Source organism: Rhodopseudomonas pentothenatexigens (genome assembly GCF_900218015.1).
Classification (GTDB): Bacteria; Pseudomonadota; Alphaproteobacteria; order Rhizobiales; family Xanthobacteraceae; genus Rhodopseudomonas; species Rhodopseudomonas pentothenatexigens.
In genome coordinates this window covers 166,424-183,711 of the sequence record NZ_UFQQ01000009.1, presented here as the reverse complement: position 1 = coordinate 183,711, position 17,288 = coordinate 166,424, and the positions used below count along the sequence as shown (strand labels likewise).

General features: G+C 65.4%; 18 protein-coding genes. 2 read left to right on the top strand and 16 right to left on the bottom strand.

What is annotated here, in order from left to right; genetic code table 11:
- Positions 1 to 2: 2 nt before the first annotated feature.
- The 8 genes from pufB to DWA33_RS10600 all read right to left on the bottom strand — a co-directional run bounded on the left by pufB (position 3) and on the right by DWA33_RS10600 (position 7,777).
- Positions 3 to 200, bottom strand: coding sequence for a light-harvesting antenna LH1, beta subunit (gene pufB, locus DWA33_RS10635; RefSeq protein ID WP_011157086.1), 198 nt, complete (start codon positions 198 to 200; stop codon positions 3 to 5).
- Between the two features lie 153 nt (positions 201 to 353).
- Positions 354 to 578, bottom strand: a complete 225-nt coding sequence (locus DWA33_RS10630) for a hypothetical protein (protein WP_114358100.1) — start codon at positions 576 to 578, stop codon at positions 354 to 356.
- Between the two features lie 76 nt (positions 579 to 654).
- Positions 655 to 2,103: a chlorophyllide a reductase subunit Z gene (bchZ, locus tag DWA33_RS10625; protein ID WP_114358047.1), complete on the bottom strand. Its 1,449-nt coding sequence runs from the start codon at positions 2,101 to 2,103 to the stop codon at positions 655 to 657.
- On the bottom strand, positions 2,103 to 3,692 hold the full coding sequence (gene bchY, locus DWA33_RS10620) for a chlorophyllide a reductase subunit Y (RefSeq protein ID WP_114358046.1): 1,590 nt from the start codon (positions 3,690 to 3,692) through the stop codon (positions 2,103 to 2,105). The genes bchZ and bchY overlap by 1 nt, the downstream gene beginning before the upstream one ends.
- A 23-nt stretch (positions 3,693 to 3,715) precedes the next feature.
- Positions 3,716 to 4,714 (bottom strand): chlorophyllide a reductase iron protein subunit X, encoded by a 999-nt coding sequence (locus DWA33_RS10615; RefSeq protein ID WP_114358099.1) that lies wholly within the window; start codon positions 4,712 to 4,714, stop codon positions 3,716 to 3,718.
- A complete protein-coding gene (gene bchC, locus DWA33_RS10610; protein WP_107343538.1) occupies positions 4,714 to 5,652 on the bottom strand; it encodes a chlorophyll synthesis pathway protein BchC in 939 nt (312 codons plus the stop codon). The genes DWA33_RS10615 and bchC overlap by 1 nt, the downstream gene beginning before the upstream one ends.
- An 88-nt stretch (positions 5,653 to 5,740) precedes the next feature.
- Positions 5,741 to 6,862: a methyltransferase gene (locus DWA33_RS10605; protein ID WP_114358045.1), complete on the bottom strand. Its 1,122-nt coding sequence runs from the start codon at positions 6,860 to 6,862 to the stop codon at positions 5,741 to 5,743.
- 48 nt (positions 6,863 to 6,910) lie between these two features.
- Positions 6,911 to 7,777: a polyprenyl synthetase family protein gene (locus tag DWA33_RS10600; protein WP_114358044.1), complete on the bottom strand. Its 867-nt coding sequence runs from the start codon at positions 7,775 to 7,777 to the stop codon at positions 6,911 to 6,913.
- 120 nt (positions 7,778 to 7,897) lie between these two features.
- Here DWA33_RS10600 and crtD point away from each other — a divergent pair, with 120 nt between their 5' ends.
- Positions 7,898 to 9,457, top strand: a complete 1,560-nt coding sequence (gene crtD, locus DWA33_RS10595) for a 1-hydroxycarotenoid 3,4-desaturase CrtD (protein WP_114358043.1) — start codon at positions 7,898 to 7,900, stop codon at positions 9,455 to 9,457.
- 4 nt (positions 9,458 to 9,461) lie between these two features.
- Positions 9,462 to 10,415: a carotenoid 1,2-hydratase gene (locus tag DWA33_RS10590; protein ID WP_114358042.1), complete on the top strand. Its 954-nt coding sequence runs from the start codon at positions 9,462 to 9,464 to the stop codon at positions 10,413 to 10,415.
- 327 nt (positions 10,416 to 10,742) lie between these two features.
- Here DWA33_RS10590 and DWA33_RS10585 read toward each other — a convergent pair whose 3' ends face one another.
- The 8 genes from DWA33_RS10585 to DWA33_RS10560 all read right to left on the bottom strand — a co-directional run bounded on the left by DWA33_RS10585 (position 10,743) and on the right by DWA33_RS10560 (position 17,225).
- Entirely contained in the window at positions 10,743 to 11,045 is a 303-nt protein-coding gene (locus DWA33_RS10585) for a GIY-YIG nuclease family protein (protein WP_114358041.1), read from the bottom strand.
- Between the two features lie 79 nt (positions 11,046 to 11,124).
- Positions 11,125 to 11,268, bottom strand: coding sequence for a hypothetical protein (locus DWA33_RS25170; protein WP_167443181.1), 144 nt, complete (start codon positions 11,266 to 11,268; stop codon positions 11,125 to 11,127).
- Positions 11,265 to 11,399, bottom strand: coding sequence for a hypothetical protein (locus DWA33_RS25600; protein WP_283808606.1), 135 nt, complete (start codon positions 11,397 to 11,399; stop codon positions 11,265 to 11,267). Before DWA33_RS25600 ends, DWA33_RS25170 begins: the two co-directional genes overlap by 4 nt.
- Positions 11,400 to 11,457: 58 nt before the next feature.
- A complete protein-coding gene (gene hemF / locus DWA33_RS10580; protein WP_114358098.1) occupies positions 11,458 to 12,369 on the bottom strand; it encodes an oxygen-dependent coproporphyrinogen oxidase in 912 nt (303 codons plus the stop codon).
- 329 nt (positions 12,370 to 12,698) lie between these two features.
- On the bottom strand, positions 12,699 to 13,766 hold the full coding sequence (locus tag DWA33_RS10575; RefSeq protein WP_114358040.1) for a phytoene/squalene synthase family protein: 1,068 nt from the start codon (positions 13,764 to 13,766) through the stop codon (positions 12,699 to 12,701).
- Positions 13,763 to 15,298: a phytoene desaturase gene (locus tag DWA33_RS10570; protein ID WP_114358039.1), complete on the bottom strand. Its 1,536-nt coding sequence runs from the start codon at positions 15,296 to 15,298 to the stop codon at positions 13,763 to 13,765. The genes DWA33_RS10575 and DWA33_RS10570 overlap by 4 nt, the downstream gene beginning before the upstream one ends.
- Positions 15,299 to 15,373: 75 nt before the next feature.
- Complete coding sequence (gene bchO / locus DWA33_RS10565; protein ID WP_114358038.1) at positions 15,374 to 16,261, bottom strand: alpha/beta fold hydrolase BchO; 888 nt, start codon at positions 16,259 to 16,261, stop codon at positions 15,374 to 15,376.
- 10 nt (positions 16,262 to 16,271) lie between these two features.
- A complete protein-coding gene (locus DWA33_RS10560) occupies positions 16,272 to 17,225 on the bottom strand; it encodes an alpha/beta fold hydrolase (protein ID WP_114358037.1) in 954 nt (317 codons plus the stop codon).
- Between the last annotated feature and the right edge of the window lie 63 nt (positions 17,226 to 17,288).

Here is a 17,288-nt window from a genome sequence, read left to right as displayed (position 1 = left end):
CCTTAGCACAGGAACGAGGTCAGTTGATGAACGCTGTCCATCGCGTAGCCGGTCGCTTTGGGCAGCCACGGACGCCACATCCAGGCGAGGATGTGAGCGACAACCGCAACGACGATGAAGAGGAAGAAGCTGGTCACGAAGATCGAGTGGAATTCCTTGGCTTCCGCTTCGGAAAGTCCCGAGATGGAACCGTCACTCATTTGGTCACCTCCTAGTGATGGCCTTTCGGCCGACACGCCGCCCGAGCGAGGGCGGCAACGATTGCCGTATCGTTTCCGAAACGACAGCGATTTACCGTTTCGTCTCCAAAACGGCAGCCTTCCGTCCGGCGGAGGCCGGACGAAATCCCCGAATTACATTCCCATGAACGACGACGTCACCAGCACGCTCGCGGCGTTGTGAGCCTCGCTGAATACCGATTCCTGGGAGCCGGATTTCTTGCGCCACGGCATGGCACGCACCACGATCGCGCGGATCAGAAACAGCGCGTAGCACGCACCGAACATCGCCCGACATTCGAGCGCGGCACTATCCGGTAGAACCCTCGAGCGACGGCCGGTGTGGACATAGTCGGACATCGTCATCTCCTCACTCTTGGATTGCTCATATTTGGTCGCGACATTGTGATGCGCATTGTTCTAGCTCAAATCACCGTTACACCGATTGCCCGTCGAGCAGCGCGGCACGCGCTTTACTGACGAATTCGGTCGTGACTTTTTCCTGCCCGGCACGGCGCGCGCTGTTTTCAGCGGCGTCACGCAGGCGCTTGGCGGCCGAAATCCGCACCAATACCGGATGCGCTTCGAGCACTTCGTCGAGCAGCGCCTTGGCTTCGTCGCTCCACAGCAGTTCTTCGTGCCGGCGCGCCGGCGTCGGATCGACGCGATCGAGATCGCTGCCGAGCGGAAGAATGTTGAAAAGCGCGTCGAACAGCGCGTTACAGACTTCCTGCACCAGGTAGGTGGCGCCGGAATACCCCATGAACGGCGTGCCGGTGTGGCGCCGGATCACGGCGCCGGGGAACGACGCCGGGATGTACACGGCGCGACCACCGGTCTCGGCCAAGTACATTCTCTCGTTGTAGCTGCCGAACATGATCAGCGGCGGAGTCTGGCGAATCGCCGCGCGCACCGCTTCGTTGTCGGTCTTTTTGCCGACGCAGCGCGAGATCGCGAAGCTGCACGGCAGCCCCATCTCGTCTTCGAGGAAATGCCGCACGCCGCGGGCATAGGTATCGGTCGCGACGATCGCGAAGCTGGCGGTGCCGAAGAAATCCTGGGTCACCGACCGCCACAGATCCCACAGCGGCTTGATCGTGGTGTTCTTCTCGCGCTCGATGAACGGCTCCGGGTCGAGGCCGGTGAGCTCGCCGAGCTTGCGCAGGAAGCGCGTGGTCGAATGCAGCCCGATCGGCGCCTGCAGGTACGGCCGTTCCAGCGATTCGCACAGCAGCCGGCCGAACTCGCGATACATGCAGACGTTGACGTCGGCATTCACCAGCTTGGGAATGTCGGACAGGTGCGTGCCGAGCGGAAACACCATGTTGACTTCGGCGCCGATGCCTTCGATCAGGCGGCGGATCTCGGCGAGATCGGACGGCATGTTGAAGGTGCCGTAGATCGGTCCGATGATGTTGACCCGCGGCTTCTCGCCGTCCTTGCGCTTGCGCTCGGGAATCTTCTTCGGGCCGTATTCCTTCCACAGCCAGGAGATCGCGCGATCGGCGCTCTGCCACTGGTCCTCGTCGATGGTGCGCGGCAGGAAGCGCTTGATGCCGGTGCCTTCGGGGGTGACGCCGCCGCCGATCATCTCGGCGATCGAGCCGGTCACCACGACGGCGGGCAGATAAGGATCGAGCGCCTGATGGGCGCGCTTCATCGCGCCTTCGGTGCCGAGCTTGCCGAGCTCCTCTTCGCCGAGGCCGGTGACGACGATCGGCAGTTCGTGCGGCGGCAGCGCGTCGGTGTAGTGCAGCACCGAGGTCACCGGCAGATTCTCGCAGCCGACCGGACCGTCGATGATGACCTGCAGGCCCTTCACCGCGGTGAAGGCGTACACGGCGCCCCAATAGCCGCCGGCGCGATCGTGATCGAGGACGAGCATCAGATCATCTCCTCCGCCTTGCGCTTCTTGGCTGCGGCTTCGATCTGCTTCTTGTACTTCTCGCGATAGGCCGGAACGTCCTTCGGCGTGTCTTCCCAGACGCCGGCCGCGTAGCCCTGGCCGACTTCGCCGAAGAACTCCTTCATCTCGTCGAATCGCGCCTTGTTGCCGAGCGCGGCGTTGATCACCTGCGCCAGCGAACCGGCGCCGGCGGGCCCGAACAGCGGACGGGCCGAGATCAGGTTGGTGAAGTACAAGGCCGGGATCGACATCGTCTTGGCCTTCTGCACCACCGGGGTGGTGCCGATGGCGAGATCCGGCATGAATTCGTCGACCGCCGCGAAGTCCTGTTCGAGCGAGGCGCGGTACTGCACCCGCACGCCCTTGGCCTCGAGCCATTCGCGATCCGGATCCGACCACGGGGTTCGCGGCACCGCGGTGCCGACATAAGGCACGGTCGCGCCGCTTTCGATCAGCAGCCGCGCCACCAGCAGCTCCGAGCCTTCGTAGCCGGACACGGTGATGCGGGCGTTGATCGGCTTGGCGGCGAGCGCCGCCTTGATCGCCGGCAGGAAGCGGTTCTTGGCGGCGTCGATCTTGGCACGCTCGACATTGCAGGCGGTGCCGATCGCTTCCAGCCACGCTTCGGTGCCGTCGTGCCCGACCGGCGCCGAGCCCACGACCTTGCGGCCGGCGAGCTCGAACTGGCGGATACACGACTTGTAGAACGGGTGAATCGCCGCGACGACCTGGCAGTCGAGCGCGGCATAGAGCTCGCGCCACTCGCGGGTCGGCACCACCGGACCCACGGCGAGGCCGAGCGGATCCAGCATCAGATTGATACCAACCGGATCCGCCGGAAACATCTCGCCGAGCAGCGTCACGGTCGGGCGTTCGCTGCGGCCGCCGCGCGGCGCCTGCACCGGGCCCTGCTCCGCTTCCTTGCGGGCATATTCCAGCATCGCGCCGGCCAATACGTCCTTGGCCTCGGCGTGAGTCGGCACGCCGAAGCCCGGGACGTCGATGCCGATGATGCGCACGCCGTTGATCTCGTTCGGCAGCAGATCGAGCGGCACGCCCGACGCGGTCGGCACGCAGAGATTGGTGATGATGATGGTGTCGTACTGCGCCGGATCGGCGAGCTTGTAGACCGCCTCGCGAATGTCTTCGAACAGCTTGCCGGTGACCAGCGTTTCCGAACTGAACGGCACGTAGCCGACGGTGCGGCGCGCGCCGTAGAAGTGCGACACGAAGGTCAGGCCGTAGACGCAGCAGGCCGAGCCGGACAGCACCGTCGCGGTGCGGCGCATCCGCAGACCGACGCGCAAGGAGCCGAACGCCGGGCACATGCTCTGCGGCTGGTCGTGCGGACCCTTCGGATAGTCCGCGGCGTAGCGTTCGAGCACTTCGCTCTTGCCTGCAGCCTGCGCCGCCGCCTTCATCTCGGCAGCGCCGGCGTGGCAGCCGAGCCCATCGGTCTTGGTCGCCGCTTCGTTGATCGCGGGCGCGGCTTCGCCGGCGGCGACATCGGCCGCATCATCGGCGATCGATCCGGCGATAGGGCCGGAATAGCGAGACATGACGTTCATGACGAACTCCCGATCACCCGATCTCAGACCTCGTCGTAGATCACTTCGAGCGACGGCTTGTTCAGCACCGCGGCGCCGCACATGTCTTCCATCGTCGCCGGCTCGAGCACGACATCGCGCCCGGTGACGTCGCTGGAGAACAGGCCGAGCAGCCCGTCCTGAGACAGCGGCTTCGGCCGCACCGGCGGCGCGGTGGCGACGTTCTCGGCGAGCGTCGAGAACAGCGGGCCCCACTGTCCGTCCGGCAAAGCGACGATCTCGTAGTTGGCGCTCTTGCGGCGGATGCCTTCGTCGGCGGGAATCGCCGACAGCACCGGAATCCCGGCCGCCTTGGCGAACGCCTGGGCTTCGCCGGTGCCGTCGTCCTTGTTGATCACCATGCCGGCGACGCCGACATTGCCGCCGAGCTTGCGGAAATACTCGACCGCCGAGCAGACGTTGTTGGCGACGTACAGCGACTGCAGATCGTTGGAGCCGACGATGATCACCTTCTGGCACATGTCGCGGGCGATCGGCAGACCGAAGCCGCCGCACACCACGTCGCCGAGGAAGTCGAGCAGCACGTAGTCGAAGCCCCATTCGTGGAAGCCGAGCTTCTCCAGCGTCTCGAAGCCGTGAATGATGCCGCGGCCGCCGCAGCCGCGGCCGACTTCGGGGCCGCCGAGCTCCATCGCGAACACGCCGTCGCGCTTGAAGCAGACGTCGCTGATGGTGACTTCCTCGCCGGCGAGCTTCTTCTTCGACGAGGTCTCGATGATGGTCGGAGTCGCCTTGCCGCCGAACAGCAGCGAGGTGGTGTCGCTCTTCGGATCGCAGCCGATCAGCAGTACCTTCTTGCCCTGCTGCGCCATCATGTAGCTGAGGTTGGCGAGCGTGAAGCTCTTGCCGATGCCGCCTTTGCCGTAGATCGCAATGATCTGGGTTTCCTTGGTGACGGGAGTCGTCACCGGGGCATCGGGTTCAACCGACGCCTCGGCCCGGAGTTGTGCGTCTTGCAGGCTGATCTGCGGAACGACGTTCATCAGCTCGGTCTCCAATTCAGAACCATTTTGAGGCAAGCGGGGTCTTCGAAAGCGATCCGATAGGCGTCGGGAGCCGACGCCGCCTCCTGGTGGTGTGTGATCAGTCCGTCGAGCGAGAGCTTGCCGCTTTCGATCAGCGCCTTGGTGGCGCCGATGTCCGGCGGCTGCCATTCCGCCGCGACCCGAATGCGTGCTTCACGCATGAAAGCGGGCGGGAACGAGAACGACAGCGGCTCGCTGTAAAATCCAGCGAGCACGATCTCGCCGGTGGCCGCGATGCGCGAGATCAAAGTGTCGAGCAATTTCGGATCGCCGCTGACGTCGTAGATGCTGCGATAGTCGCGACGTTCGTCGGATGCGGGATCGATCACCGCATAGCCTTCGGCGCCGCCGCTGCGGATCGGGTTCTTCTCCCACACCACCGGCGGCGGATTGCCGAGCGCGATCGAAATCCGTGCCAGCAGCCGGCCGAGCACGCCGTGACCGACGATGCAGTCGGGCGGCGTCGCGCCGCGCGCGGCGATCGCATGATAGGCGGTCGCAGCCAGCGCGATCAGAATGCCGCGCTCGCCGAGCTGCGAATCCAGCGGCACCACGCGCTTGGCCGGCACCACCAGCCGCGACGCCGAGGCGCCGAACAGGCCGCGTACTTCGCCGAAGCACTTCGCGCCGGGCACGAACACCATCTGGCCCGGCTTCAGGTCGGTGGCCGATCCGGCCTCGACGACCTCGCCGACCGACTCGTAGCCGGGGACCAGCGGGTAACCCATTCCGGGGAATTGCGGCATCCGGCCCGACCACAACAGCCGTTCCGTCCCGGTGCTGACGCCACTCCAGGCAACATCGACAACAATGTCGTCGTCAGTCGGCGCCGTAAGGCTCAAGCGACTGAGTTCGACCTGTTGTGGCTGCTTGAGTACGACCGCGATGGTGTCCATCGCCTACTCCAAATTCCGGACGGCAGAGCTCTGCCGCCGACTGTCATGCTAAACTGACGGATCACAGTGTCAAGCCAGATTAACACAACTACCGTTTGGATGCGGTAATTACGGAGGCAACCAGCGGCATCGGAACCGGGTGCAGGGTGACCTGGGAGAAGCCCGCATTCTCCAGCATCGCCCGCAGGCGAGGGAAGCTCCGGGCTTTCCCGGAGCCCATGGCGTAAAAGTAGAAAGCGAAATAGGCGTCGGAGATCGCGGCGGTGCCGGGCAGCCCCGCGATCGGCTCCGCGATCAGCAGTTTTCCGTTGTCAGGCAAGGCGTTGTGGACGGCGCGCAGCAGCGCCTCGACGACCTCGTCGTCGTGATCGTGAATCACCCGGACCAGCGAGACGATGTCGGCGCCTTCGGGAAGCGGGTCGGTGGTGAAGCTGCCGCCCACGGCGGTCGCCCGGCCCGCCAGTCCATTCGCCGCGAACCGTGCCGCCGCCTTCTCGGCGACCGCCGGCAGGTCGAACAGCATGCAGCGGAGCTGCGGGGCCTGGGCGGCGACCGCCGACAGGAACGAGCCGTCGCCGCCGCCGACGTCGAGCAGGCAGCGGTGGTGGCGGAACGGATAGACGTGCAGCACCTCGCGGGCGATCATCGGCTGCGACGCCGCCATCAGTTCGGTATAGGACGCAATCGCATCGCCCGGCAGCTCGCCCGGCCGCTCGCCCCGCACATACGCCCAATACGCCGCCAGCTCGCCCCCACCGCGCGCCCCGCGCAGCAGCGCCACAGGATCGGCGAGATCCCGATACAGCATCGCGTGATGCTCGACGAGCGCGAGCACACCGGGATTGCCGCGCAGCTCGGCGCCGAGCTGGCCGAGGCCGTAGCGGGATTGGCTGCGCATCTGCAGCAACTGGAGCGCGACTGCGCCGTCGAGCAGCATCCGCATCGACTCGACTGGCAGCGACAGACGCACAGCGAGCTCTTCGGCCGACGCCGGACGTTCGGCGACGATGTCGAACAGCCGAAGCTGCACGCAGGCCAGCAGGATCTGCGAATAGACGAAGCCGGCGAGCAGATCGAACATCGCCACCGCGCGGCGGCGCGCCACCGGCCGCATCAGCGGAAACACCGCGGCAAAGCGCTGAAACCGCGGATTCGACAGGATCGAATCGCGCCAGCCGAGCAGCCGGTCACGCAGGCTCAAGGAGACCATATGTTCTGCTAGCACCGGCTGGCCGTGAAGGCCACGCCGGCAACCGCATCAGGCCGCGGTCGCGGCCAGCTTCGCCGGCACCAGGCGGGTCGCTTCCGACATGATCAGCGACCGCAGCTCGTTGCCGTTGGTGCAGTCCGGCATCGCTTCGACGGCGCCGCGCACCAGCGACTTCAAGTGGTAAATCGCGCCGTCGATGCCCATCTCGCGCACCGCACTGGGGCGATCGTGGGCGATGTCCTGGCCCACCGGCTTGCCGATCTCTTCGACGTCGGCAGCGGCGTCACGCAGGTCGTCGGCAACCTGATAAGCCTCGCCGATCTTCTCGCCCACCATCCGCCAGGGCTCCGGATCGGCGCCGGCGGAAGCCGCGCCCATCGCGGTGGCGGCGACGAACAGCGCGCCGGTCTTGGAGCGGTGATAATGCGCGAGATTGATCTCCGACTCGCATTCCCAGGCTTGGCCCGCAACGATGCCGAACGGCACGCCGACCGCGCTGCCGATCAGCTGTGTCAGCTTCAACAGGCGGTCCGCTGGACCTTCGGCCCGGGCGATGGTCTGGAACGCCAGCACGATCATGGCGTCACCGGCGAGAACCGCGAGCGGTTCGCCGAACGCCTTGTGCACCGAGGGGCGACCACGGCGCAGGTCGGCACCGTCGAAGCACGGCAGGTCGTCATGGATCAGCGAAGCACAATGCATCAGTTCGAGCGCAGCGCCGGCAGCTTCGGTAATGCCCGGATTGTCTTCGCCGCAGGCAAGGGCCACGCTGTGGCACAGTCGCGGACGAACGCGCGCCCCGCGCGGGAACACCGCGCTGCGCATCGCCACTGCCAGCCGCGGCGGGCATCCGGCCATGTCGGCCTGATTGAGCGCATCCGTCAAAGCACGCTCGATCCGATTGGTCACATCCATGGCCACACTCCCGCGCTGAGGCACAAGTGTCAATTTAACTTGTCATGCGAAACTGTAAGTTATTATGGACACCTGTCAATGATATGGCTCAAAGACAGCTAGGCCGGAGTGAGAAAACGGATGCGGGATCAGACCGCGAGGAATCGCGTCGTGGTGATCGGCGCAGGCGTCGCGGGACTGACGTCTGCGCTGTCGCTGGCCGCCCGCGGTTTCGACGTGACGGTGCTCGAACGCGCATCCGCCCCTGGCGGCAAAATGCGCGAAGTCGCGATCGGCTCGTCGCGGATCGACAGCGGCCCGACCGTGTTCACGATGCGCTGGGTGTTCGAAGAGCTGTTCTCGGGCATCGGCCTGAACTTCTCCGAATATGTGCGCCTACGACCTTTGTCGGTGCTGGCCCGCCACGCCTGGGATGACACCCAGCACCTCGATCTGTTTGCCGACGAGGCGCGATCGGCTGACGCGATCGGCGCGTTCGCCGGCGCGGCGGAAGCGAAGCGCTACCGGCAATTCTGCGCCGACAGCCGGCGGATCTACGAGATCCTGGAAAAGCCGTTCCTCCGCGTCACCGCCCCGAGCCTGCCGAGGCTCGCGACCGCCGGCGGTCTCGGCGGGCTGCTCGAACTTCGCAAGATCCGCCCGTTCACCACGATGTGGAAGGCGCTCGGCGATTACTTCCACGATCCCCGGATGCGGCAACTGTTCGGCCGCTATGCGACCTATTGCGGCTCGTCGCCATTCGATGCGCCAGCCACCCTGATGCTGGTCGCGCATGTCGAACACGAGGGCGTCTGGATCATCGAAGGCGGCATGCACGCGCTGGCGCGGGCCCTCGCCGATTGCGCAACGACGTTCGGCGCGACGATTCGCTACGATCAAAGCGTGCGCGAGGTGATGGTCTCCGGCGGACGCGCCGCCGGCGTGATTCTGGAGAACGGCGAGCGGATCGAAGCGCACTCGGTGATCGTCAACGCCGACGTCGGTGCACTGCCGGCCGGACTGTTCGGCGAGGCGGTGCGCACGGCGGCGGCGCCGCTGGCACCCCGGCTGCGTTCGCTGTCGGCGATCACCTGGAGCATGGTGGCCAAGACCGAAGGGTTTCCGCTGAGCCGGCATTCGGTGTTCTTCTCGCGGGATTATCCACGGGAGTTCGCCGAGATCTTCGGCCGCGGCGAGGTGCCGAGCGAACCGACGGTGTATGTCTGCGCGCAGGACCGCATCGACGACGAGGCTCGTCTCGGCGCAACCGGCGAGGAAGAATTGCTGGTGCTGATCAACGCGCCGCCGGTCGGCGACAAGAAGGCTTTCGGTCAGGACGAAATCGCCAGCGCTGCCGCGCGCGCGTTCGGCGTGCTGCAGCGCTGCGGGCTGCGGATCGACGTCGATCCGCGCAAGGCACAGGTGACGACCCCGGCGGATTTCGACCGGCTGTTCCCGGCGACCGGCGGCGCGCTGTATGGTCGCACCTCGCACGGCTGGAGTGCCTCGTTCGAACGTCCCGGAGCGCGTACGAAGATCCCCGGTCTGTATCTGGCGGGCGGCAGCACCCATCCGGGTCCCGGCGTGCCGATGGCCGCTTTGTCGGGCCGCGCCGCGGCGGCGACCCTGCTCGCCGACCTCGACTCCAACCCTGCAGGGCCGAAGCCTGCGCTTCGCCCCGCCTCATCCAAGACGACGTGAGCCTATGATTGCCTGGCCTAACGAAACCGACGAACGCCGCGCCGGATTCAACGCCGACGTTCCGCGCAACGGCTACGCCTGGTGGTACGTCGACGCGATCAGCGACGACGGCCGCGAGGGGCTGACAATTATCGCCTTCATCGGCAGCGTGTTCTCGCCGTACTACGCGTTCGCCCGACGCCGCACGCCCGCCGATCCGCTCGACCATTGCGCCATCAACGTCGCGCTGTATCACGAGGCCGGCAAACGCTGGACCATGACCGAGCGCGGCCGCGGACGCGTCGCGCGCAACGTCAACGCGTTCCTGATCGGCCCGAGCGATCTCGGCTGGGACGGCAAGACGCTGACGATCAACATCCGCGAGACCGGCGCGCCGGTGCCGGGGCGGATTGAAGGTCGGGTCCGGGTGACGCCGCTCGCGATCACCAAGGATTTCTTCGTCCTCAACCCGCAGGGCAATCACCGCTGGTGGCCGATCGCGCCGCGCGCGCGGGTCGAAGTCGATCTGCGGCGGCCGAATCTCTCCTGGCAGGGCGAAGGCTATCTCGACAGCAACGCCGGCGACGAGCCGATCGAGACCGGTTTCCGGCATTGGGAATGGGCGCGCGGCGCGATGCGCGACAAGACCGTGATCCTGTACGAAGCCGAACGCCGCGACGGCAGCCGGGTCGACCTCGCCGTCACCTTCGACGCCGACGGCAACAAGCAGGAATTCACCCCTCCGCAGCTATTGCCGCTGCCGCGCTCGGGCTGGAAGGTCGACCGCAGCGCCCGTAGCGAGGCCGGCGCCAAGCTGGTCCGCACCCTCGAAGACACCCCGTTCTATGCCCGCTCGATGGTCGAGACGACGCTGCTCGGCGAGAAGGTGACGCTGGTGCACGAAAGCCTGTCGCTCGACCGCTTCCGCATGCCGGTGGTGCAGGCCATGCTGCCGTTCCGGATGCCGCGGCGGAGGTAGTAAGCGCTGGATGCTCATTGTCACATGCGTTTCCTGGAGCGCTTCTGATTCTGATGGAATCAAAGGCGCCTCTGGAAACTCACCCCAGGCAAGACCTCATGGTGAGGAGGCGCGTAGCGCCGTCTCGAACCATGCGCCGCAGCCTCTTACGTCCCCTCATCCTTCGAGACGCCCGGCTTCGCCGGGCTCCTCAGGATGAGGACTCACTGCCCTTGAAAACCGCCAAATCCACTTCAATGAAGCGATGAAGCGCTCCATATCTCATCCTTCGAGACGGTCGCTTCGCGACCTCCTCAGGATGAGGTCATAGGCTGTTGTCGGCGATGTTCATGCGCCGAAAGGCGTTCGTCGCTTCGACAGAACGTGCAAGGCATCCATATCCCCCTGGATCAGCGCCTCCTTCTTGGCACGCGACCACTTCTTCAGCTTGCGTTCGCAGGCAATTGCATCGGTGATGCGTTCGAACCATTCCGAATAGACGAGTACCACGGGACGCCGAGTCGAAGTGTACCCCTCGAAGGTCCCGTCGTTGTGTTGAGCGATCCTCATGTCGAGCGAACCGCGCGTCGTGCCGGTATAAAGGCTGCTGTCGGCGCAGCGGACGATGTAGAGAAAGGCGCCCTCGGACATCGTCAGGCCTCATCCTTCGATGACGGCTACCTTACAGCCTGCCTGCGATGAGAGACGAAAATCGTCGCATTCGCAAACCTTATCTTCTCTCCTCCTGCTTCCCCTTCTCCGCCTCCCGCTTCCGGTCCAGCCGCCTACCCTGCCACTCCAGCACGGCCCAGCCGGCGACGAACATGCCGAGCATCAGGATTTCGAAATAGTTGAAGGCGCTGTCGCTGTTCATCGCGGGTCGGTCTTGTCGCGGTCGGCGCGAGCGCGGTCGAGGCGTTTGCCTTGACGCTCCAGCACCAGCCAGCCGACGACCAGGCAGGCGAACACCGCGACCAGTTCGATCAGTCCGTAGTACTGTTCCATCGCCAATCTCCGCCAAACCGCCTGCTGCCGGCTCAGGGCCGTGCAGTCGCGGCCCTGATCAGCTCCAGCTCACCAATGGCGGCATCGAGCTCATGATCGTCTCGGTGTTGCCGCCGGTCTGCAGACCGAACATCGTGCCGCGATCGTACAGCAGGTTGAATTCGACATAGAGCCCGCGGCAGGCGAGTTGCTGCGCCCGCTCCTCGTCGGTCCACGGCTCGATCATGCGCTTGCGCACGATCCTGGGATAGACGTCGAGCAGCGCCGAGCCGACATCGCGGGTGAAGGCAAAGTCGCGATCGAAATCACCGCTGTTGAGATAGTCGAAAAAGATTCCGCCGACCCCGCGCGCCACGCCGCGATGCGGCAGGAAGAAGTAGGTGTCCGCCCAGGGCTTGAACTTCTCGTAATAGGCCGGATCGTGCGTGTCGCACGCATGCTTCATCGCGGCGTGGAAGGTCACCGCGTCTTCGGCATCCTGGCTGCGCTGCTCCGGCAGCATCGGCGTCAGATCGGCGCCGCCGCCGAACCAGCCTTTCGACGTCGACAGAAATCGCGTGTTCATATGCACGGTCGGCACCCGCGGGCTTCGCGGGTGGATGATCAGGCTGATGCTGGTGGAGACGTAGTCGAGGCTGCCGTCGCCGGGGACGTTCCTGGCCATCTCCGGCGTGAGCTTGCCGTTCGCCGACGAGGTGTGGATGCCGATCTTCTCGAACAACCGCCCATTCGACAGAAAGCCGCCGATCCCGCCGCCGGCGCCGGTCTTCCGCTGCCACGGCTTGTAGCTGAACGTCGCCGGCTCGCCGGGAAACAGCTCGGCCGGCGCCTCTCGCTCCAGCGTTTCGATCTCGGCGCAGATTCGGTCGCGCAGTCCCTCGAACCAGGCCCGCGCCTGGGCCCGGCGGGCCTCGACGGGATTGTCAGTAGAAGCAGCGGGGGTGAGATCGAGGTCGGTGTCGATGGTCATGGCCGTGATCCGTTGCGCGAAGGTCAGCATCGGTATCACGCCAGTGTGGCGGCTTCGAGAGTTTTTGCAAATCAGTTGCGTTTGAGCGGAGCAGCCCGCTCAGGGAGCGCGCGGCTCATCCTTCGAGACGGCCGCTACGCGGCCTCCTCAGGATGAGGTCGAAGCGAGAGGATGGCCCAATTGAGATTCGTGGAGTGTCGCTACGCGCGATGTCCTCATGGTGAGGAGGCGCGCAGCGCCGTCTCGAACCATGCGCCACAAATGTCGGCGCAACCGCGGATGGCCGGGACAGGCCCGGCCATGACGAAATTGAGACGGAGATCCGCTAACTACACCCTACTGCGTTGCAGCATCTGATCACGGCGTTCGAGGCGGGTGAACAGGTCGACCAGCCAGGCGACCTTCTGCTCGATCGGCTTGACCTTCTGGCGCGGCGGCAGTTCGCGCACCGGATGCGCGATCACCGCGTCGACCAGAAACTTGGTCTCTTCCATGTCGCCGAACTTGGCCGGGAGATACTTCGCCGGCGCCCATTCGGTTTCCTGGAACGCCAGCAGCCGCGCCAGCACGGCGAGCTTGCGGCCGGTCGAGACCACCGCGCGGCTCGACACCGAGTCGAGGCCGGAGCGTTCGACCTCGCGGCCGATCTCGGCATACAGTGCGCGCGCCGCGAAGATGCCGGGACGGCAGGACCGCGGCAGGTTGGCGATGCCGAGCGTGGCGCGATCGTACAGCGCGTCCGCGGTGTCGATCAGCCGCTTGACGATGCCGGCGATCTCCGGCGTGAATTGCGGATTGGCGAGCCAGGTTTCCGGATCGAGCCCGGCTTCTCGCATCCACGACAGCGGCATGTAGATACGGCCGTTGCGCGCATCCTCGCCGATATCGCGGGCGATGTTGGTGAGCTGCATCGCGCAGCCGAGATCGCAGGCACGCGCCACGATGTCGGGTTTGCGCTGACCCATCACCAGCGTCATCATCACGCCGACGGTGCCGGCGACGCGCGCGCAATACGAATACAGGTCCGACAGCGTTTCGAAGCGACGGCCCTGCGCGTCCCACTCCAGGCCCTCGATCAGCGCCTCGGGAATCGCCGGCGGAATCGAAAACCGCGCCACCACATCAGCGAAGGCGCGGTCGGACGGATAGGCGCGCGGCACGCCACGGCAGGCGCGATCGAGCCGGTCCTTCAGCACTTCGACGGCGGCGGCGCGATCGAGGCCGAGATCGACCGCATCGTCGGCAACGCGGCAGAACGCGTACAGCGCGATTGCCGGATCGCTGATCCTCCGCGGCAGCACCTTGGAGGCCGCGTGGAAGGTGTGCGAGCCTTCCTTGATCATCTCGCGGCAGGCCAGCATGTCGGATTGGGCCAACATATCGGATTGCAGACTCATGATGTCACCAGACTGTCGGCCGGAGGGACCAGCGCATCGAGCACCCGCGCCGAGGACAGCACCCCGGGCAGGCCGGCACCGGGATGCGTTCCGGCACCGACGAGATAAAGCCGCTTGACGTCTTCGCTCTGATTGTGCGGCCTGAACCAGGCGCTCTGCCACAGCACAGGCTCCAGACCGAAAGCCGCGCCGCGAAACGACGACAGGCGGTCCTGGAAATCGAGCGGCGTCGTGATCTTGGAGGTCGCGATCTGGTTTTCCAAATCCGGGAGAACCGTCGCGCCGAGCATCTTGGCGATCGAGGCGCGGTAGGTCTCGGCCTTCGTGTGCCAATCGGTGTCGCCGAGCAGATTCGGCACCGGTGACAGCACGTAGAACGTATCGCAACCGGGAGGCGCGAGCGACGGATCGGTCGCGGTCGGGCGATGCAGATACAGGCTGAAATCGTCGGCGACCACCTTGCGGCTGAAGATGTCGCTGATCAGCTCCTTGTAGCGCGGCCCGAGCAGAATGGTGTGGTGCTTGACGTCGTCGTAGCGGCGCTTGGTGCCGAAGTACCAGACGAACAGGCTCATCGAGTAGCGCGACTTCTCGATCTTGGCGTCGGTCCAGCGCTTGCGCGTCTCCGGCGGCAGCAGATAGCGATAGGTCGAGGCCGAATCGGCGTTCGACACCACGATATCGGCCTTGATGACTTCGCCGTCGGCGAGCTTGACGCCGCAGGCGGTGCCGTTCTCGACGAGGATCTGGCGGACGTCCTGATGATAGCGGATCTCGTTGCCCTGGCCTTCGATCAGCTTGACGAGCCCGGCGACCAGCGCGCCGGTGCCGCCCATCGCCGAATGCACGCCCCACTGCTTTTCGAGATAGGTGATCAGGCAGTACACCGAGCTCGACATGAAGGGGTTGCCGCCGATCAAGAGCGGATGGAAGCTGAACACCTGCCGCAGCTTCGGATCCTTGAAGTGCTTGGCAACCAGGCCGTAGACGCTGCGATAGCTCTCCAGCTTGATCATCGCCGGCGCGATCTTGAGCATGTCGGTGAAATGGCTGAACGGCTGATCGCCAAGCTGCTCGAAGCCGACTTTGAAGATCTCGTGCGAGGCCGCCATGAAGCGGTCGTAGGCGGGCACGTCGTCCGGACAGAACTTCGCGATCTGATCGAGCACCGCGTCGCGATCGTCGGAGTAATCGAAATGCGTGCCGTCGTCGAAGCGGATGCGATAGAACGGCGACATCGGCTTCAAGGTGATGTCGTCCGACATCCGCTTGCCGCACAGCTTCCACAGTTCTTCGAACAGATACGGCGCGGTGACGATGGTCGGCCCGGCGTCGAACGAGAAGCCGTCCTGCTTATGAACGTAAGCGCGGCCGCCGGCCTTATCGAGCTTTTCCAGGACGGTTACTCGATACCCCTTGGCGCCGAGCCGCACCGCCGCGGCCAAGCCGCCGAAGCCAGAGCCGATCACCACCGCATGCGGGGCATGATCGCGAGGAAGACGGGGAGCAGGATTGGGGCCAGGATCGAGCATGGGTACCACTGTAACAAAAAATTGACAGAGGGCTAGCGGCAATCTGTAAGCAGATCCTGACAAGCCGTCTTTGATCTATTCGATATTCTCCGGTTTTTCCGCGTAGCGTTCGATCAGGGCGGCGATCAGCGCCGGACGCTCTTCGTGGGCCAGATGGCCGAGCGCCGGAATCCGTTCGATTACGGCTTTCGGCAGGATTTCCCGGACCTTGACCGCCACCGACGGTGGGATCGCGCGGTCCCCCTCGGCCGCCACCAGCACCAGGAGCGGCTTCAGATGGGGTAACGCTTTCAACAGCGGTTCGAGATCCCAGTTCGCCATCATCCGCAGCGCTGCGGCAACGTGATGCGGGCTGGAGACCAGCCTGCCGTAGAGCTTGATGCCGGCCGGATCGATGGTGGAGCCGGTGTTGCCGATCAGCCGTTCGACCGCGCCGCGGTGCCCGGCCTGCCAGGCGAACAGGCTCGGCACGAACGGATTCAGCACCAGCATCTTGGCGAGCGGCGAGAAGAAACTCGCCGCCGGGCCGCCATAGGGCAGGAACGCGCCGTTAAGGCTGAACAGGATTTTCGGATCGATCGCGCCGTCGAGGCAGATTCGCGCGCCGATCGCCGCGCCCGCCGAATGTCCAACGACCCATTGCGGCGCGACCTGGAGCACGCGCAACAGCGCGGCGAGGTCGGATGCCATGCCGGGCAGCGACATCCGATGGCCGCGCGGCGCCTGGGTGAAGCCGTGCCCGGGCAGATCCGGCGCGACGACGTGGTAATGCCGCGCCAGCAGCGGCGCCAGGCCGCGCCAGGAGTGCGAGGCCGCACCGGTGCCGTGGATCAGCAGGATCGCCGGAGCGGCCGGCGATCCCATGCGCTGCACATGCCAGCGGAAGCCGCCGGCTTCGACGAAGCGGCTGGCCTCGCGATGAGGCCAATCCAGGCCGTCGCGACTCCAGACCAGGTCGGACATCGCGGCAGCCTCAGGTCCCGGTCTTGGTCACCCGGCCGAGAAACTCGTCATAGGCCCGCATGAATTCGCCCGGCACCTCGAAATGCGGCATCGCACCGGTCTGAAACACCGTGACGGTCCAGTTCGGCCGGCCCTCCACCGTGGTCTTCAGGGTGTAGTCGACGAAGTCGCCGCGCACGCCGTGGCTGAACCACACCGGCATCGGCAGGTCCTGATAGATCCGCAGGATGTCCTGGCTGAACAGATAGCCTGCGACGAAATAATACGGCGCGTGCTGGGCTCCGGGCTGATGCGTCGTCAGATAGTCGTAGTCGAGCATGCCCTGATCGATGCTGGGCGAGCCGAACGCCTTCTTCAGGAACCAGGCGATCACCGGTTTCATCGTCAGCAACTTGAAGATGCCCTCGCTCCACACTGGATTTTCGAAGAAGGCATGCAGCCACGGAATCGCCCGCGATCCCTGGGTCCAGCGCTGGTTCTTCTTGTCGAATCCGGTCGGCGCCACCAGCGCCAGGCTGCGGAACGCCTGCGGCGTTTCGCTCGCGGCGCGGGCGAGGAATTCGCTGCCGAGCGACAGCGCCAGCGCGTCGATCGGCGTGTCGGCGTGCGCCTTCTGAATCTCGGCGACGACGGAATGCACCGCATCCGTCATCATCCGAATGGTGTATTGACGCTTTGCGCGCGACGAATGACCAAAGCCCGGCAATTCGAGCGCATAAACCGGCCGGCTCCGCGCGTAGTGCTCGAAGATCGGCCGGACCTCGTAGGCCGAGCCTGCGGCGTTGACGCTGTGGATCAGCAGCAACGGCGGCTGCGACGTCGGCTCCGCCGGCGCCGCGGACCAGTAGGTCAGCCGACCGCCGAAACTGTCGATGTCGTGACGCTCGCCCGGGACCGGCGGCGGCAGCGCCGGATTTCCGCTGAGCGTCTCGGACGATGCGGGGGTGGGTGCGGTTGCATTCATCTCGAAATTCCTATTCGCGGCATCTCCGCCGCAGGTCGGCGTGGTCAAGACGGTGCGCGCAGT

Excerpts from the sequence above, each read along its gene's own strand:
- pufB (WP_011157086.1), bottom strand. The coding sequence starts at position 200 with ATGAGTGACGGTTCCATCTCGGGACTTTCCGAAGCGGAAGCCAAGGAA.
- DWA33_RS10630 (WP_114358100.1), bottom strand. The coding sequence starts at position 578 with ATGTCCGACTATGTCCACACCGGCCGTCGCTCGAGGGTTCTACCGGAT.
- bchZ (WP_114358047.1), bottom strand. The coding sequence starts at position 2,103 with ATGCTCGTCCTCGATCACGATCGCGCCGGCGGCTATTGGGGCGCCGTG.
- bchY (WP_114358046.1), bottom strand. The coding sequence starts at position 3,692 with ATGAACGTCATGTCTCGCTATTCCGGCCCTATCGCCGGATCGATCGCC.
- DWA33_RS10615 (WP_114358099.1), bottom strand. The coding sequence starts at position 4,714 with ATGAACGTCGTTCCGCAGATCAGCCTGCAAGACGCACAACTCCGGGCC.
- bchC (WP_107343538.1), bottom strand. The coding sequence starts at position 5,652 with ATGGACACCATCGCGGTCGTACTCAAGCAGCCACAACAGGTCGAACTC.
- DWA33_RS10605 (WP_114358045.1), bottom strand. The coding sequence starts at position 6,862 with ATGGTCTCCTTGAGCCTGCGTGACCGGCTGCTCGGCTGGCGCGATTCG.
- DWA33_RS10600 (WP_114358044.1), bottom strand. The coding sequence starts at position 7,777 with ATGGATGTGACCAATCGGATCGAGCGTGCTTTGACGGATGCGCTCAAT.
- crtD (WP_114358043.1), top strand. The coding sequence starts at position 7,898 with ATGCGGGATCAGACCGCGAGGAATCGCGTCGTGGTGATCGGCGCAGGC.
- DWA33_RS10590 (WP_114358042.1), top strand. The coding sequence starts at position 9,462 with ATGATTGCCTGGCCTAACGAAACCGACGAACGCCGCGCCGGATTCAAC.
- DWA33_RS10585 (WP_114358041.1), bottom strand. The coding sequence starts at position 11,045 with ATGTCCGAGGGCGCCTTTCTCTACATCGTCCGCTGCGCCGACAGCAGC.
- DWA33_RS25170 (WP_167443181.1), bottom strand. The coding sequence starts at position 11,268 with ATGAACAGCGACAGCGCCTTCAACTATTTCGAAATCCTGATGCTCGGC.
- DWA33_RS25600 (WP_283808606.1), bottom strand. The coding sequence starts at position 11,399 with ATGGAACAGTACTACGGACTGATCGAACTGGTCGCGGTGTTCGCCTGC.
- hemF (WP_114358098.1), bottom strand. The coding sequence starts at position 12,369 with ATGACCATCGACACCGACCTCGATCTCACCCCCGCTGCTTCTACTGAC.
- DWA33_RS10575 (WP_114358040.1), bottom strand. The coding sequence starts at position 13,766 with ATGAGTCTGCAATCCGATATGTTGGCCCAATCCGACATGCTGGCCTGC.
- DWA33_RS10570 (WP_114358039.1), bottom strand. The coding sequence starts at position 15,298 with ATGCTCGATCCTGGCCCCAATCCTGCTCCCCGTCTTCCTCGCGATCAT.
- bchO (WP_114358038.1), bottom strand. The coding sequence starts at position 16,261 with ATGTCCGACCTGGTCTGGAGTCGCGACGGCCTGGATTGGCCTCATCGC.
- DWA33_RS10560 (WP_114358037.1), bottom strand. The coding sequence starts at position 17,225 with ATGAATGCAACCGCACCCACCCCCGCATCGTCCGAGACGCTCAGCGGA.